The organism is Pedobacter sp. FW305-3-2-15-E-R2A2 (assembly GCF_038446955.1).
In the GTDB taxonomy this organism is placed as follows: Bacteria; Bacteroidota; Bacteroidia; order Sphingobacteriales; family Sphingobacteriaceae; genus Pedobacter.
Genome location: NZ_CP151803.1, coordinates 3,497,569 through 3,513,214, shown reverse-complemented (window position 1 = coordinate 3,513,214; position 15,646 = coordinate 3,497,569). Strand labels below are relative to the sequence as shown.

General features: G+C 41.1%; 12 protein-coding genes. 8 read left to right on the top strand and 4 right to left on the bottom strand.

The window, feature by feature from the left end; genetic code table 11:
- Positions 1 to 247 precede the first annotated feature (247 nt).
- Both AAFF35_RS13950 and AAFF35_RS13945 read left to right on the top strand, forming a co-directional pair.
- Entirely contained in the window at positions 248 to 3,436 is a 3,189-nt protein-coding gene (locus tag AAFF35_RS13950; RefSeq protein ID WP_342333128.1) for a two-component regulator propeller domain-containing protein, read from the top strand.
- A gap of 2 nt (positions 3,437 to 3,438) precedes the next feature.
- Positions 3,439 to 4,212, top strand: a complete 774-nt coding sequence (locus AAFF35_RS13945) for a response regulator (protein WP_342333127.1) — start codon at positions 3,439 to 3,441, stop codon at positions 4,210 to 4,212.
- Here the strand turns inward: AAFF35_RS13945 and AAFF35_RS13940 are convergent.
- Complete coding sequence (locus AAFF35_RS13940; protein WP_342333126.1) at positions 4,209 to 5,288, bottom strand: 1,4-beta-xylanase; 1,080 nt, start codon at positions 5,286 to 5,288, stop codon at positions 4,209 to 4,211. The two genes, AAFF35_RS13945 and AAFF35_RS13940, sit on opposite strands and share 4 nt — an antisense overlap.
- Positions 5,289 to 5,557: 269 nt before the next feature.
- Between AAFF35_RS13940 and AAFF35_RS13935 the strand changes: the two genes are divergently transcribed.
- Positions 5,558 to 7,165 carry a glycoside hydrolase family 43 protein gene (locus AAFF35_RS13935; protein WP_342333125.1) on the top strand — a complete coding sequence of 536 codons (1,608 nt, stop codon included), beginning with the start codon at positions 5,558 to 5,560 and terminating at the stop codon, positions 7,163 to 7,165.
- 29 nt (positions 7,166 to 7,194) lie between these two features.
- Here the strand turns inward: AAFF35_RS13935 and AAFF35_RS13930 are convergent, their stop codons facing one another.
- A complete protein-coding gene (locus tag AAFF35_RS13930; RefSeq protein ID WP_342333124.1) occupies positions 7,195 to 7,980 on the bottom strand; it encodes an AraC family transcriptional regulator in 786 nt (261 codons plus the stop codon).
- 316 nt (positions 7,981 to 8,296) lie between these two features.
- On the opposite strand from AAFF35_RS13930, the gene AAFF35_RS13925 reads away from it, so the two are divergent.
- From AAFF35_RS13925 to AAFF35_RS13915, 3 genes are read left to right on the top strand one after another with little or no spacing between them, the layout of a single operon-like run.
- Positions 8,297 to 9,631, top strand: coding sequence for a TolC family protein (locus AAFF35_RS13925; RefSeq protein ID WP_342333123.1), 1,335 nt, complete (start codon positions 8,297 to 8,299; stop codon positions 9,629 to 9,631).
- 10 nt (positions 9,632 to 9,641) lie between these two features.
- On the top strand, positions 9,642 to 10,688 hold the full coding sequence (locus AAFF35_RS13920; RefSeq protein ID WP_342333122.1) for an HlyD family secretion protein: 1,047 nt from the start codon (positions 9,642 to 9,644) through the stop codon (positions 10,686 to 10,688).
- A gap of 1 nt (position 10,689) precedes the next feature.
- Positions 10,690 to 12,279, top strand: a complete 1,590-nt coding sequence (locus AAFF35_RS13915) for an MFS transporter (protein WP_342333121.1) — start codon at positions 10,690 to 10,692, stop codon at positions 12,277 to 12,279.
- 66 nt (positions 12,280 to 12,345) lie between these two features.
- Here AAFF35_RS13915 and AAFF35_RS13910 read toward each other — a convergent pair whose 3' ends face one another.
- Positions 12,346 to 13,644, bottom strand: a complete 1,299-nt coding sequence (locus AAFF35_RS13910; RefSeq protein WP_342333120.1) for a retropepsin-like aspartic protease — start codon at positions 13,642 to 13,644, stop codon at positions 12,346 to 12,348.
- 194 nt (positions 13,645 to 13,838) lie between these two features.
- Here AAFF35_RS13910 and AAFF35_RS13905 point away from each other — a divergent pair, with 194 nt between their 5' ends.
- Together AAFF35_RS13905 and AAFF35_RS13900 are read left to right on the top strand one after the other, a co-directional pair.
- Complete coding sequence (locus AAFF35_RS13905) at positions 13,839 to 14,195, top strand: response regulator (protein WP_342333119.1); 357 nt, start codon at positions 13,839 to 13,841, stop codon at positions 14,193 to 14,195.
- Positions 14,196 to 14,377: 182 nt separating this feature from the next.
- On the top strand, positions 14,378 to 14,836 hold the full coding sequence (locus AAFF35_RS13900; protein ID WP_342333118.1) for a MaoC family dehydratase: 459 nt from the start codon (positions 14,378 to 14,380) through the stop codon (positions 14,834 to 14,836).
- Between the two features lie 99 nt (positions 14,837 to 14,935).
- Here the strand turns inward: AAFF35_RS13900 and AAFF35_RS13895 are convergent, their stop codons facing one another.
- Positions 14,936 to 15,595, bottom strand: coding sequence for a hypothetical protein (locus AAFF35_RS13895; RefSeq protein WP_342333117.1), 660 nt, complete (start codon positions 15,593 to 15,595; stop codon positions 14,936 to 14,938).
- Between the last annotated feature and the right edge of the window lie 51 nt (positions 15,596 to 15,646).

Genomic DNA, 15,646 nt, shown 5'->3' with positions numbered 1-15,646 from the left:
GTGATCAGGAGATTCGCAGTAAGGTTTATAATTGGTTAATTGATTCAAAGTAAAGGAATGATGTCTTTACTATTTGATCATCTTTTTGTCGATTTGTCTCAAATCGCTATGCCTATCGCTGCAATATCGAGTGTAATCATCTGGTAATCAAAATGTAATAGATCGGCCTGATGCCGAGATACCCGAACAGCGATTGATGAGGCGAGATATAACCCGGCTATTTATATATATTTGAACAAACCAGATTATGCGCCCCTTACTTTCATTTGTTTCTTTTCAAGTGATGTTATTTCTTGCAGTTTTTAACTGCGAAGGACAGTCTTATTATTTTAAACATTACCAGGCAGATGATGGCCTGGCGCACAATTCTGTGACCTCCATCCTGCAAGACAACAAGGGCATGATGTGGATTGGCGGCCGGGGTGGCCTCAATCGTTTTGATGGCTATAGTTTTAAAACCTATAAAAACAAAAATGATAAGTTTGGCAACATCGGGAATAATATTGTCACGACGATCTTAGAAGATAAAAAAGGGATTCTTTGGGTGGGTACAGGAAAAGGGATTTTTAAATATGATCCCTATCAGGAAGTGTTCAGTCCGATGGAAATGGCACCTCTGCATTACATCAGTCATATACTGGCCGACGATCAGAATAACCTGTACTTTTTAGCAGATAAGAAGCTGTATCAATACCTTTCTAAAGAACAACGGGTACTGAACCTGAATATCCAGGCTTCCTGCCTCGCTATTGATGAAAAGATGAACTTGTGGTTGGGAAATGATGATGGTATGATACAAAAGTACAATCCCAGCAGCAAATCGATCCTGAACATCAGGATCATAGACCGGCAGGTTCCGGCAAATTTGCGCCCTATCAGTAAAATATTTCCTACAAAAGGAGATGAACTTTTAGTGGGTTGCTTTAAGCAGGGGCTGAAAAGTTACCATACGAAGACCGGAGTTGTCAGGTCTTTAGCCCTATCCGACAGTAAAAACAGCGATATCTATGTACGTGACATCAGTGCTGGTGAAGATCAGGAATACTGGGTGGCCACAGAATCCGGCATTTATATTTACAACCTTACAACCGGGGCCAGTCATAACCTGCATAAACGTTACGGAGACCCCTACGCCCTTGCTGATAATGCCGTTTATGCCGTATACAAAGACAATCAGGGTGGAATGTGGGCAGGAACATTTTTCGGCGGACTAAACTACTATTCAAAAGAGAATGCCAGATTTGAAAAGTATTATCCCAGGTTTGGTGTGAACTCCATATCCGGCAGTGCGGTGCGGGAGATCTGCTCAGATAACCAGGGGAACCTATGGATCGGTACTGAAGATGCGGGCCTTAATAAGATGAACCTAAAAACGGGAATATTTACCCATTATACCGCATCAGGTAGAAAGGGCGATGTTTCTTATCCGAATATACATGGTCTATTTGCGCTTGACGACCAATTGTACATTGGCCCGTTTTATCATGGCCTGGACATCATGAATATGCGTACCGGCAAAGTAACCAAAAGCTTTAAAGTGATCGGTGATAAAAATGACCAGATCAGTGATTTTGTCCTGTCCATTTACCTGACCAAAGACAGCACGCTCCTGATCGGTACCGCTTATGAGGGGTCAGGCTTGTTCAAATTTGAGCGAAAGCAGCAGCGCTTTTCACGGATTAAAGAAATACCTTATAATTCCTATGTTTTTGGCATCATGGAGGACAAGAAAGGCTACATCTGGACTGGTAGTGAAACTCAGGGCGCATTTTATTATCACCCTAAAACCGGCAGGCATGGAAACATTCGTTTTGGAGATAAGGTCAGGGATAAAATCATCAATGAATTTCCGGTATATGGGATCCTGGAGGACAGCAACCATGCCCTTTGGTTTACGACTGAAGGTGGTGGTGTAATCCGTTTAAGCCCTGACCGGAAAAGCTTTAAAAAATTCACCACCAAAAACGGGCTGCCCAGCAATGTGACCTACAGAATACTGGAAGATGACGCTAAAAATTTATGGATCAGTTCGCTAAAAGGTTTGATCTGCTTTAATATGCGTACCGGGCAATTCAAAATCTATACCCAATCCAATGGGCTGATCACCGACCAGTTCAATTTCAATTCAGCTTATAAGGACAACAATGGCAAAATGTACTTCGGCTCCGTTAAGGGAATGATCGCATTTGACCCTAAAGCTTTTGAAAAAAAGGGACTAAGCCCGCCTACTTATATTACCGGATTCCAGATCAACAATAAAGAAATCATACCCGGCTTATCCGATAGTCCGCTAAGCAAATCTATTTTACATACAGATAGCCTGGTACTTTCTTACGACCAAAACAACTTCAGCATTGAATTTGCCGCATTAAACTACTCTTCTCCTGAAGTGACCCGTTATGAATACCTGATGCAGGGACTGGACAAAAACCGCACTTACCTGAGCAGTAACCGCAAAGCTTATTTTACCGATCTGTCTGCGGGTGATTACACCTTTTTAGTGCGGGCAAAGAGCAATGTGGATGACTGGAGGGGTCAGGAACGTAAGCTTTTCATTAAGATTCTTCCCCCTTTTTGGAAAAGTTACACGGCCTATTTCTTCTATCTATGCGTCTTTTCCTTCCTGTTATTCTGGTCTGTACGCTATTATCACCGTCGCCTGGAACGTAAAAACCTAAATAAACTCCAGCTATTTGAACATGAAAAAGAGAAGGAGATTTATCAGGCAAAAATTGAGTTTTTTACCAATATTGCGCACGAAATACAGACCCCGTTAACATTGATTGTAGGGCCGGTAGAAAGATTGATCAGCAAGACCGCGGAGCAACCGGGTATCAAAAAAAGTTTGCTTATGGTCGAGAAAAATGCCAAACGTTTAGCCGAACTGACCAGCCAGCTGCTGGATTTCCGTAAAACAGAAATGGACCAGTTCGGGTTAAACTTTGTCAACATTGACATCAGTGCTTTATTAAAAGAACAGGTTGCGGTATTTGCGGCAGAGGCTGAAAAAAGTCAGATTTCTTTAAGTCTGGAGCTTCCGAAAAAACATGTTGTCGTTTTTGCAGACAGAGAAGCCCTGGTTAGAATCTGCAGTAATCTGATCTCCAATGCCATAAAATATGGCGTTGCTACCACCACCATCAGTTTAGCCGAAGTTCTTCCTGAGGACGAGCATTTTACCATTCGGTTTAGTAACGACGGCAAGGGCATACCTGATGAATTTAAAGAACAAATTTTTAAACCTTTCTTTAGAATACACAGCAAGGATAAACCGGGTACAGGAATTGGACTTTCATTGGCCAAATCCCTGACCGAATTACACAATGGATCGTTAATACTGGTCTCCGGAGCTACGGACAAGATCGTTTTTGAGTTAACCTTGCCGGTACATCAACAAATTGAATTTAAATTGAGTAGTTGGAAAAAGATAAAATAAATATGCCAGACAGTATTCTGATTATAGATGACAATGAAGATATCCTGGAATTTTTATCCGAAGTTCTTGGAGATACTTATCGGTTGCATTTGGCCGAAAGTGGTGAAATCGCACAACAGATTTTGGATACAGAAGTGGTTGACCTGATCATCTCAGACATTATGATGCCGGGGATAGACGGTTTTGAGCTTTGCGGGCTGATCAAATCAAATGTGGAATATTGCCATATCCCGGTTGTGTTGTTGACTTCCAAAAACACCTACAAAGCACATATTGAGAGCCTGGAAGTTGGTGCCGATGTATACGTCCAAAAGCCATTCTCTCCGGAATTGCTCCAGTTACAGCTTGCCAACCTGCTTAAAAACCGGTTGAAAATAAAAGACCATTTCGCAAGCTCGCCCTTTGAAGATGTAAGGGTAATGGCACACTCAAAAACAGATGAAACTTTCCTGAAAAAACTGGATGAGCACATCCGTAAAAACATCAAAGACCCGAATATTGACATCGACCAGCTGGCCGACCACATGAATATGAGCCGGCCTACGTTTTACAGGAAAGTAAAGTCACTTTCTTCCCTTTCGCCTAAAGAACTGATAGACATTACCCGTCTGAAAAAAGCGACTAAACTGATTGCACAAAATGAATTTACCTTATCTGAAATTGCTAAAATGGTCGGTTATAGCAGTCAAAGCCTGTTTAATAAGAATTTTCAAAGGTACTTCAACGTGACACCCCTGGAATACATCAATTCACTTGATAAAGATACCAGGTCCTAATGTGCGGTCAGTTTTTTGATCAGGTCTGTTTCCTCCTTTAGATAAGGTGTTCCGTCTGCGCGGAAAATATCGTGAAACCATACTGCCGGTTCCTGACCATCCTTTAATGGCGTATCCCATGCATATTTGGTATTCGTTTTTCCATCAACAAAACCCCAGTTTATGGCGGCTACATTTTGTTTTTTTAGCAAGGGTAATGTGTTTATAAATGTGTTGTTACGCGTACGTGCCATATATTCCGTACACAGTAGTGGTTTCCCGTACAGCGTTAGCAGTTCTATGGTTCTTAAATGTAACTCCGGACCATCATAACAATGATAGGAAATCACGTCTGAATTTGCCAGTTGAAACCTGCTAAGTGCATTAAATTGTCCGCCCCAGCTCCAAACACCTGCGGTGACAGGTTGATCAGGATTAATTGCACGTGCCCAGGTAAAGATTTTGGTCAGCAGAGGCATCGTGGTCTCTACTTTACCGCTGTTTCCTGGTTCATTGTAAAGATCCCAAAGTAAGATGCGTTGATCATGTGCAAAAGTCTTCAGGATGTCTTTAACGTAAATTTCCAATGTGGGATAATTTGCCGGTTCTTTGGAAGCGGGATCGCCCGGGTCCTGCATCCAGCCAGAGTTGTGTATTCCTGGTTTTTGCGCGGGTTGTTTTCCCATTTGCGGTACTTTATTCCAGCAGTCGTCAAAAAACACGAACATAGGCCTGATGTGATGTTTATCCGCAATTTTCAGAAATTCGCCAATGCGTAATTTAAAACCTGCGGGATCTGCTTTATAGGCGAGACTGTGTAAAAATACACGCATGGTGTTCATTCCGAGGCTTTCGGCCCAGCCCAGCTCTTTATCGATACCGGCAGGATCAAAGGTATCAGCCTGCCACATTTCCAGTTGGTTAATTGCGCTTGCAGGTATGTAATTTGAGCCAACCAGATAAGGTTGTTTTTTATACCATTCACTGGCTTTTTTGGCCGACCAGACTTTATCCGGAGCGATGATGGTTACCTGGGCAAAAGTGCTGACCTTTAAAATTAACAACAGCACAATCAGGGAAGTCCGTTTATTTTTCATAAAAATGTATTATCCTTCAAAACCTTCCGTTTACAGAAGATTTTGAAGGCAGGTTTCTAATTGGTTTTGTGTTGTTCAAAGTAAGCAAATGCAGGTTATAAAAAATGTTCAATTTATTGTCGATTTGTCTCAGTTTGCGGGATGTTTACCGATTCCCTCCCTCCTTCTTTTTTGAGATGAATCGACAACAAATTGAGACGGACGTTCGAAAGGCATTATCTAGTTTTATCGACACGATGAAAGCAATTGATTTGCAGTAATGAATACGTATGAACGCCAGACTATTATATCTTTTATTCTTTTTAACGCTCTGCTCCTGTCGTGTAAAAAAAAAGGAAGCAATCACAAATACGGTAGACAGCCCTCTTGTAAATCCGGCTTTACCCGGCGATAATCCCGATCCCTCCATCATACGTGTGGGGAAAATATATTATGCCACTTCTACCACAAACGAATGGGCGCCCTATTTTACCATTTATAAATCGACTAACCTAAAAGACTGGGAATTGGTCAATCATGTATTCCCTGAGGGATTCAAGGATATGAAGAACCAATGGGGGGAAAATAATTTCTGGGCATCTGAGCTCGCTTATGATGCGAAGCAAAACCGCATTTACGCCTATTATACTGCGCATCATCGTGATGTTAAAGGAAATGCCGGTCTGCAATGTGGTGTCGCCTGGATTGATGTGGATCAGATTGAATCGGGGAAATTTACAGACAATGGACCGGTGATTATTGAAGACGATTGCGGCGCTATAGATGCTTTTGAATTGCAGGACAAGGGGAAAATATATGCCTTTTGGAAAAACGATGGCAACGGTTGCGGAAAAGAAAGCTGGATATGGATGCAGGAAATCAATGAAAGCCGTACCAGGTTATTGGGACAGAAAAAGAAAGTGTATACGAACAGTCAGCCTTGGGAAACAGCGCTGGTAGAAGGCGCCTGCTTTTTCAGAATGGGAGATTATATCTACAGCCTTTATTCAGTCGGGGGTTGCTGTGATGCACAGTGCAATTATAAAACCGGGATTGCCAGGACTAAAGATCTGGCAAATGGAATTTGGGAGAAGTATGATAAAAACCCGATTATGGTAAGTAATGACAGGTGGAACTGTCCTGGTCACGGTACTGTGGTCCAGTCGTCCGACAACCGGTTGTTTATGCTTTACCATGCTTTCAATAAAAACTACGATGTATTTGTTGGCCGGGAAGGCATTATAGAAGAATTAAAACAGGGCGCAGACGGATGGCCGGTGCTGAGGAACGCCACCATAGCGAACAGACCCCTGGCAGACCTTGACTTTTTTGACGATTTCAAAAAAGATAAAAAGTTAAACCTCGTCTGGCAATGGCCCTCTAAACAGCAAAGGCCCGCCATGACGTTTGAAAATGGCTTAAGGCTATCTGCATCTGCTGATCATCATGATCTGGGTACATTTTTAGGACAATACATTAAATCAGTAGATTTTGACATTATTGCGGAGATTGAACCTGTTTCTGCTTCGGCAGGAATTTGCCTGACTGGTGCCATATTTAAAAGCAAATGGCCGGGTGAGCCTGGTGGAATTGGCATCACAGCTACTCCTAAAGGTTATACTGTGTTTAGTAATTTAGAAGGAAAGTATGCGGTATTGAAGCAATTAAATAAGCCATTGCCGGGCCCGGCAAAATTAAAAATGAATATTGGTGATGGAGGAAAACGAATCACATTCTATTATAAAGATGGGGCATCAGACTGGACAGAATTTCACGCATTGGATTTTGATGCGGCCAGGTATGTTCCCTGGGGAATGGGTTACCGGGCTGGCATTGTGGTTCGCGGCAAGGCGTCAGAACAGGGCATTTTTAATAGTTTTGAACTAAAGCATAAATAAAAGCGTCAAATTTAATGGCTTAACTTATTTTATTGCAACATCGATCTAAACTCAGTTGGCCGCATATTGGTCAGCTGAAAAAATGTATTGCTGAAAGCTGATATATTGGAATACCCCACACCGTAAGCGATCTCTGTAACCGTTAAATCTGTGTCTTTTAGTAATTCCATTGCATGGATAATCCTGACCATTTTCAGATATTGAATAAATGACAGGTGTAATTTATTCTGGAACAATCTTGTCAGGCTCCTGACGCTGATGCCAAACTTCTTTGCGATATCTTCCAGCATGAGCGGTTCATTTATTCTCTGCCGCAAGTCTGCTGTGATATCGTTCAATCGTTGGTGATCGGTGGTAGGAAGCTGAATTGAAAACTTTCTCAGGTTTTCCTTTGGAAGCAAGCTTTTTAAGGTGTTTAAAAATTCATACTCCCAGGAACCGGCAAAAAAATCACCATGCCACTTTTCGCCAAATGACAGCATTTCGAACAAAAGCTTACTTACAGGGTATATTCCTAATTCATCGTAAAAACCATGATCGTCTGTACTTGGAAAATAGATATTTATGATATATAAGTCCTGAGCATTGAACATCAGGTTATGGGAATACTGTTTGGGAATCCAGATGTAATGATTGGATGGGATATAAAAATCTTTCTCTGCGGTCTGAAGGTAAGCTATTCCCCCAAATACCAGCAGCAGCTGTCCTTTATCATGCGCATGTGCGGGTAGCTGCTGCTCTGTCTGTTGCCGTATGACCAAAACCGATTCCGGAAAATGATCCACAATTGTGGCAAGTTCTGTTAAGGACTCCATGTGGCCAAAATTAACAAATTTTAGGCTAATTATATAAAACCTCTTTATGGCTAACCGGATAGTTTTGCATGATACAAAATAGAACATTAATGATACATACCAGAAAAAACAGCATGATAACAGATGGCATAATGCAACTATTCCATGCAATGGTTGCGAAAGCCGCAAAATTCAGAGGAAAATATCTACGGCGGTCAGGCCCGGATGTACGGGGTAGAAAAAATCAGTCAACAAATGAAGACATGATATTATTCAGCGAATGGATGATCAGGACAACAGGATCTATCATCGGATAAGTCCGACAAAGTATTTGAATATGAAACGACATCAATTTATGTTCCTGCTATCAGTCCTGGTTTTTTCAATCTCCGGGAACACTAACGCGCAGGAAAAGACAGCCCCTCTTACCCTCAGTCTGGATAATGTATGGAAAATAGCAGCATCTCAGAACAGGCAGTTACAACTCGCCGACCTGAGTCTTAAAGAAAGTCACCTTACTCTTCTTGAGGCAAAAGACAAACATCTGCCGGAACTCTCGGTAATGGGGAATTACGCGCTTAACTCGAAAATGCTCATTTACAACGACGGGTTATTTTCTTCCCCTCAAAACGTCCCTGTATCTAAATATGGATATGGCTTTGGATACAACCTGGATTTCAATATCTATAACGGAGGGAGAGACAAAAGAAATGTAAAAATGAAGCAGGAAGAAGAACTGCGGAATCAGCATGAATTTGAACTACAGCGCGATCACCTAAAATACGCGATTGCCACTGCTTATTACGACCTGTATAAGTTTTTGCAGTTCCAGGATTTCATTTCAGCTGAAATTGCGACCGAGAAAAAACAACTTCTAACCATTGAAACCCTTAACCGGAATGGGATCGTATTGAAAAGTGATGTTTTAAGAACAGCTGTAAAACTGTCGCAATTGAAGTTAAGCTATTCGGACGTAGAGAAAAAAATCCAGCTTGCCCGTCAGCGGCTCAATGTCTATATGGGACGGCAAAGCGAAGACCCGCTAGCCATTAATGATCAGGAGATGCTGAGTTTAAACGATGAAAAATACACTGCATATGAAGATTATGTAGCCGTAGCCCTCCATAAATCGCCAGACTATAAAATAACCAATAGTGACATCAGGTTGACTGAGCTCAGCATCAAACAAGTGAAAGCAAGCTTGTTGCCAAAGATTGCGCTTTATTCCCGTTATAACTACACTTATCCTCAGGTATCGTTTTACCCCTATTCCAATGACCTCTGGGGCTACGGACAAACCGGTATAAAATTGATGTTCTCTCTTGACAATCTGTACAAAAGTAAACATACAATTGCGCATGCCCGTAACCTGAATGATCAGGAAAAAGAACGGGCCAACATTAAAAAAGATGAAATCACCATTCAGGTTAAAACAGCTTTTTTGCAACGGCAACAAGCTTTGGAAAGCGTGGAGAATGCGAAAGAAAACATCAAACAGAGCACTGAAACGGTACGGGTAATCAGGAACAGTTATTTGAATCAGGAATCTCTGTTAACAGACCTGCTGGATGCGGAAAATGTTTTACTCGAAGCAAAATTAGCGCTCACATCAGCTAAAGTCAACTTAAAACTGAGCCATATCAAACTATTGGTTATCACAGGGATACTTTAATATCATTTTTATGAATAAAAATACAACAGACAAAATCGTGGTCAGGGTAACCCAATGGTTTGGGATATTATTACTGGCAGGCATTATCCTATGGGCAGGCCTATATTTCTGGAAAGGGTATCATTACGAACAAACAAATGACGCGCAGGTTGACGCTTATTTGTCGCCCATAAATGCAAAAGTGGGTGGCTACATCAGTAAAATTTATTACCAGGACAACCAGAAAGTACGAAAGGGCGATACCCTTGTACAGATTGAGCCAGACGAATATGGGTTGAAAAAAAAGGCAGCTCTTGCAGCGCTCAGCGCAGCAAGGGCCAAGCTGAATATCTTAAGTGCCGGTGAGGAAACCCAGTTGAAAAACATTGAAGTCAGTAAGGCCCGGATGTCGGGCTTCAGGGCAAAACTGGACCAGCAGCAAAGGGAATATGAACGGTATAAACAGCTTTTAGCAGAAGAATCAACAACCCCGCAAAAATTCGAAAACGTACATACTGCACTGCTGATCAATAAATCAGACTATGCAGAATCAGCAGCATCCATAAGTGTGGCAGAATCTAAACTGAAGGATATTAAAGCCGAAAGATCTGCCATCAATGCAGAGATTAAAATCAAAGAAGCACTATTGGAAAGAGAGGATTTAGACATGACCTATACCGTGATTACCGCACCTTTTGACGGGCAGCTGGGCAGGAAGACGATTCAGGAAGGACAATTGATTCAGGCCGGACAAACTTTAACATTCCTTACCAACCAAACGGAAGACAAATGGGTAGTTGCAAATTTTAAGGAAACGCAGATCGGAGATTTTAAAGCCGGTCAGAAAGTGAACGTTGAAGTAGATGCATTTCCCGGTCAGCATTTTTCTGGCCTTATAGAATCGCTGTCCTCCACCACGGGATCAAGATACTCGCTCTTGCCACCAGATAATGCTACCGGAAATTTTGTAAAAGTGATACAGCGTATTCCGGTAAGGATCAAATTAACAGATACCAAAGACAAGCTGTCAAAACTTTCTGCCGGAATGAATGCCAACGTTTACATCTTAAAAAACTAGTATGCAAGCACATCACATCCCCATCTTTGAACAGTGGGTACCGGAATGGCTGGCAAGGACCGTGATATTTTCGATACTCCTCTCCTCTTTGTTCAGCTTCGCGTTATATAGCAGACCACTCAGCATGGCCGGTTATTATGGTGTTGAACCAACGGATGTACAATATGCGATGGTTCTCACCTACGCTTCCGCAGTCGCTTTTCTCGCACTGGATTTCCGTATGATCAAGTATTTTACCTCGAGGAGGTACTTGTTGACAGGGCTCGCGTTAAATATTGTTAGCTCCCTGATCTGTTTTTACACTAAAGACTGGGCACTTTTCCTGACCTGTGGATTTGTACAGGGCATTGTTTGTGCCCTTATCTGTAGCATCGTATTAAACCTGGTGTTTCCACGTTTACAGACATCACGTGCCAGGGTAATCGGTTATACGGTCTTTTATGGCGGACTACAGATTTCAATTCCTTTTTATGCGATTTATTGCAGTACAATACTTCATTTTTTTGACTTTAACTGGCTTTTTTATGGCGTGATTATCATGATCCTGCTGGTGGTTTTCGCCGTATTAATGACGATGAATTCAAAATCCCGCTTTTATAAAAAGATCCCACTTTATCAGGTAGATTGGGTTGGATATCTGTTTTATATCCTAATCTGTCTGATCACGGGATACATTCTCGTGTACGGGCAACAGCTGAATTGGTTAGACAGCCCGGTAGTTGTATTGCTGACTGGATCAGATATTTTATTGTTATTCCTTTTTGTTGGCAGGGAAATAAAGTTTAAACGCCCTTTAATTAATCTGCAGGTTTTTAAGTCTGGAAATTTTGTAGTGGGTCTGTTGCTGCTCTTAGCCTTTTATATATTTAAAGGAGCTACCGGGCTCACCTACAGCCATCTGGAAGTGACATTAGGAACAGATCCGCTGCATGTCATCCCCATATGGGGAGTCGTTATTCTGGGAACCACACTGAGCATGTACGTTACTGCGCGTTTGATATTAACCGGTACGCCTCTGATGAGGATGATTACAGCTGGATTTGTGGTCATGGCATTGTATTACGTCTATATGCTGATCTTTGTGTCTACCACAGGTGAAACCGGAGATTTTATTTTCCCTATGTTCCTCTACGGAGTTGCTACCGGTATGTTGTTTGTGCCTATAGTATCATTTGCCGCATCATCTGTACCGGCAAAAATAGCCGTTAATGCTTCGTTGATTGGCATCTTCGCGAGATTTTTAGGATTCTGTATCAGTTCGGCCATCAACAATCAGGTTCAATTATACACGAGAGCCGCCGTTAGGGATAAACTAAGGGAGTCAGTCAGCGAAACCAATCCTCAATTGTCGCGCACTTTACAAAACATACAAAATGCTTACCTAAATACCGGCAATGACGTAAGTATCGTGAAAGGAGCCTCTAATGCTTATTTTAATAACCTGATAAAGGAACAGATCCTTGCCCGTTCTACCAGAGATTATTATGATATCATGTTGATCGGATTGGTATGTTTGATTGTGACACTGATTTTTGCAAGCCCTGTTCAAAATGTGTTGTTGAAATTGAGAAAAGGCAATGTTCCCTACTGAATTTGATTTGCATGAGAACAAGTTGTGATAAGCTGAGAAAAAAACTGATTAAGGTGGGGAGGATTTTCAATCGAACTTGATGAACATCTGGTTAAAATTCAGGGTCATTTTCTTAAATTGACGAATCACATCCTGGCCGATGTTTCCGTAAACGGTTTCTTTATTGATTTTAGTTTTTAATAAACTGATATTCTTAAGAGGAATCTGTTTTCCAAATATATGGAAGGTGTGATTCACTTTAAATCCGTCATGCTCAATTTTTCCTCCTGCACCTCCCATGCCAATTTTAACAAGCTGGTACTGTTTATCAATATCATTTTTGCTTTCCTGATAAAAAGGCGCATATAGCATCGTTTGATCTGCACCGGTATCAAAAGTAAAATGTCTGCCATCTATGAAAATGAGCGGAGACAGACCGTCAATTGCCATGTTGGATGCTGCATTTATTTTTGTTTCCGTATCCGGCACAATAAAATAATCATCCTGTGTTAGTTGAACTTCATTTAAAGCCTCAATAACAGGAAATCCAAGGATGCCGTTGATCTGGTAGTTAATTTGGGGAAAGCTGAGTGCACTGTCTGCCAATACCAGAAATACGGCATTTTCTACGGTAATATTTCCAAGGACCAGTTTTCTGCAGACTGCAAGATCTGCTTTGACACCAACGCCCGTAACCGCATCCACCTCTATACCGGCAGGGATCATCTTCATTTTTAAACGCCTGGCAGTGGAAGCTGAAACCGTGGAAATATTCGCTCCGGTATCAAAAATAAAGTTCATGGTATCTCTTCCTGTATTTACTTTCAGGTTTTTTAAACCTGCAATGTCTTTTTCCATTTTCAGACGGGTACTGCCATCAATTGTAACCCGCTGCCGGGATTCGTTTTCCAGGGCAGTCCAGATTTTCAGGTTGTTTTTTAAATCATTTTTCTCCTCTTCTGTAAGCAGCTTATCATATTTTTTCAAGGCTGTCTGTACTGCATTTTTTGCGCCTGCATAATCGTACTGCTTCATGCAGTTGTCTTCCTTAATGTGCCAGATTTTAAGCATCAATGAATCCGGAAGTGTAGCTTTTGATGCTTCCAGTTTTAAAATTTTCCGGTTGGATTCTTCAGGTCTGTTAAAAGCATTGTCGAGCAGAGCTTCTGTAAAATACTGGTACCCTACTGGTAATTTTTTCTTAGTCCCGGCAAAAAGCTCAGAGAGCTTAAAAAAGTTCTTTTGTTTTATCTGTTTATACAGGACATCAAATGTTGAATGAGTTGTCTGGCCAAAGGCAGTAACAGCTGTCAACAACATAGCAGTCCATACTGCGCTCAAAAGTCCTATTGTGTGTTTTTTAATTCCAGTACCCGAATTCTTCATGATGATCTGATTAGCCAGTTGATTTATAGACCATTCGATCTAAGGAAACGTTGTTTCCCATTGAATTGACCTTTACATGCTGTCTATAAAGATAGAAATTTGTTTTTTACAGGATTGATCATAAAAAATGGAGGAGCCGCTGAAAGAAATTTCGATTTTTCTTTTCTTATATTTACACAAAATATTAGGGATTTATGAAGAAAAAAGTTGTCCTTGTTCAGGATAATAAAGAGATCTTAGAAATAATGGATCAGGTATTGACGGAGGAAGGTTTTGAGGTTACTTCATCATTAACAACGGAGCCCATTGAAAAAATTGACAAGATTGAACCTGATCTCGTGATTATAGATGATCACATCAAGGGAAAAAGAAAGGGATCAGAGGTCATTGAAGAATTGAAATCTGAACCTGAAACAGAAGATATATCAGCTGTTCTGACTTCCACTGCTTATGACTTACCTGAGAAGGCTAAAGAATGCAAAGCAGATGACTATATTGAAAAGCCGTTTGATATCGATCATATGATAGACGTAGTTAAAAAAAATTCTTAATTCACCGATCAGGTACTGGCCAAGCGGCATATCCTGATTTGTTAGGGTAAAGAAACAGCTACATTTACATCAGCGTCATAAATTGGCATAATTGATGCTTAGAGCTCATGGAATAATCTTATATTATGTGCAATACTTTTTTGCGTATAAAAACAAAATTCTTAATCGAAAAGCAGACATATATGTTAATTATCAACAACTACGAGGAGTATAAAACACATTTAGGTAAGGAACTTGGCGTTTCGAACTGGCATAAAATTGACCAGCAACAAATTAATAAATTTGCTGATGCCACTTTAGACCACCAATGGATCCATGTAGATGAAGAAAAAGCAAGAAATGAAGGTCCATTTAAAGCTACCATTGCACACGGGTATTTAACCTTATCCCTAATTCCGTATTTATGGAAGCAGATTGCAGATGTTCGTAATATTAAAATGGAAATAAACTATGGGATTGAATCTTTTAAGTTTGGCCAGGCTGTTGTGGTAGACAGCGAAGTTCAACTCAAAGCCAAACTTATTTCTATAGCTGATTTGAGAGGTACCACCAAAGTGGTCATTGAAGCTGTTCTTGTGATTAAAGACCAGCCAAAGCCTGCTTATACAGGAGAAGTAGTATTCTTATATCACTTTATTTAATCAGAAAGGTATATCCACGAATGAAAATTATAATCTTGTAATTTTACGTGGATATACGCTACAAAAATAGTTCCGCTTGCGACTACCGCATGTCAGGACTTACAGGGTTTTCTTCAGTTTGATCTGTTCCACATCCCCATCGGCTTTGATGGTCACGATCTTATCGACATACGCACTTGCATTCACGCCGTAACTAAAATGTCTTTCAATATCTGAGGAGCCCTGGTAAGTATTGTTGACATAACGGTCTCTGCGGCCTACTACTTCAGTCGCATGCTGGGTGTGCTCATATCCAAAGCTGGAATACAGGAGAAACTGACCTGGCATCAGGTTGTTAAATTCAAAATTCCCTTGTTTATCGGTTACCTGAGTTACGCGGATACATTCACGGGCCTCTTTAGGCAGTTCTACGACCTTCCCCTGTTTACCGTATTTTTTGCTCACTTCCATCCATTCCTTGAAATAATCGGTAAAAGGGAGCAGCATCACAATTGTACCCGGAGGCGCAAACTGCTTTTTATTGATATTCAGAATGGCGATGCCTTTCAGACCATTGGAGTTATCTCTGGCAAAAGCCTCACCCTTGATACTGGATTTTCCGGCCGTTACCAGTTTCATCGTTTGTTCTTTACTGAATGTGGCTTTTTGCGCGACCGTAAAAGACTGGGCCTGAACTGTAGTTGCTGACAGCAGGCCTGCAACCACAAGCCAGTTTATTTTCGCCCTCAGCAGGGCGCTTAAAGATTTAGAAATATTCATAAGGCAGATTTTAATCAAAGTTATTTCTACTTTCAGGTAAAAACAATACCT

Bases quoted from the DNA above. Each gene is read 5' to 3' on its own strand.
- AAFF35_RS13950 (WP_342333128.1), top strand. From the start codon at position 248: ATGCGCCCCTTACTTTCATTTGTTTCTTTTCAAGTGATGTTATTTCTT.
- AAFF35_RS13945 (WP_342333127.1), top strand. From the start codon at position 3,439: ATGCCAGACAGTATTCTGATTATAGATGACAATGAAGATATCCTGGAA.
- AAFF35_RS13940 (WP_342333126.1), bottom strand. From the start codon at position 5,288: ATGAAAAATAAACGGACTTCCCTGATTGTGCTGTTGTTAATTTTAAAG.
- AAFF35_RS13935 (WP_342333125.1), top strand. From the start codon at position 5,558: ATGAACGCCAGACTATTATATCTTTTATTCTTTTTAACGCTCTGCTCC.
- AAFF35_RS13930 (WP_342333124.1), bottom strand. From the start codon at position 7,980: ATGGAGTCCTTAACAGAACTTGCCACAATTGTGGATCATTTTCCGGAA.
- AAFF35_RS13925 (WP_342333123.1), top strand. From the start codon at position 8,297: ATGAAACGACATCAATTTATGTTCCTGCTATCAGTCCTGGTTTTTTCA.
- AAFF35_RS13920 (WP_342333122.1), top strand. From the start codon at position 9,642: ATGAATAAAAATACAACAGACAAAATCGTGGTCAGGGTAACCCAATGG.
- AAFF35_RS13915 (WP_342333121.1), top strand. From the start codon at position 10,690: ATGCAAGCACATCACATCCCCATCTTTGAACAGTGGGTACCGGAATGG.
- AAFF35_RS13910 (WP_342333120.1), bottom strand. From the start codon at position 13,644: ATGAAGAATTCGGGTACTGGAATTAAAAAACACACAATAGGACTTTTG.
- AAFF35_RS13905 (WP_342333119.1), top strand. From the start codon at position 13,839: ATGAAGAAAAAAGTTGTCCTTGTTCAGGATAATAAAGAGATCTTAGAA.
- AAFF35_RS13900 (WP_342333118.1), top strand. From the start codon at position 14,378: ATGTTAATTATCAACAACTACGAGGAGTATAAAACACATTTAGGTAAG.
- AAFF35_RS13895 (WP_342333117.1), bottom strand. From the start codon at position 15,595: ATGAATATTTCTAAATCTTTAAGCGCCCTGCTGAGGGCGAAAATAAAC.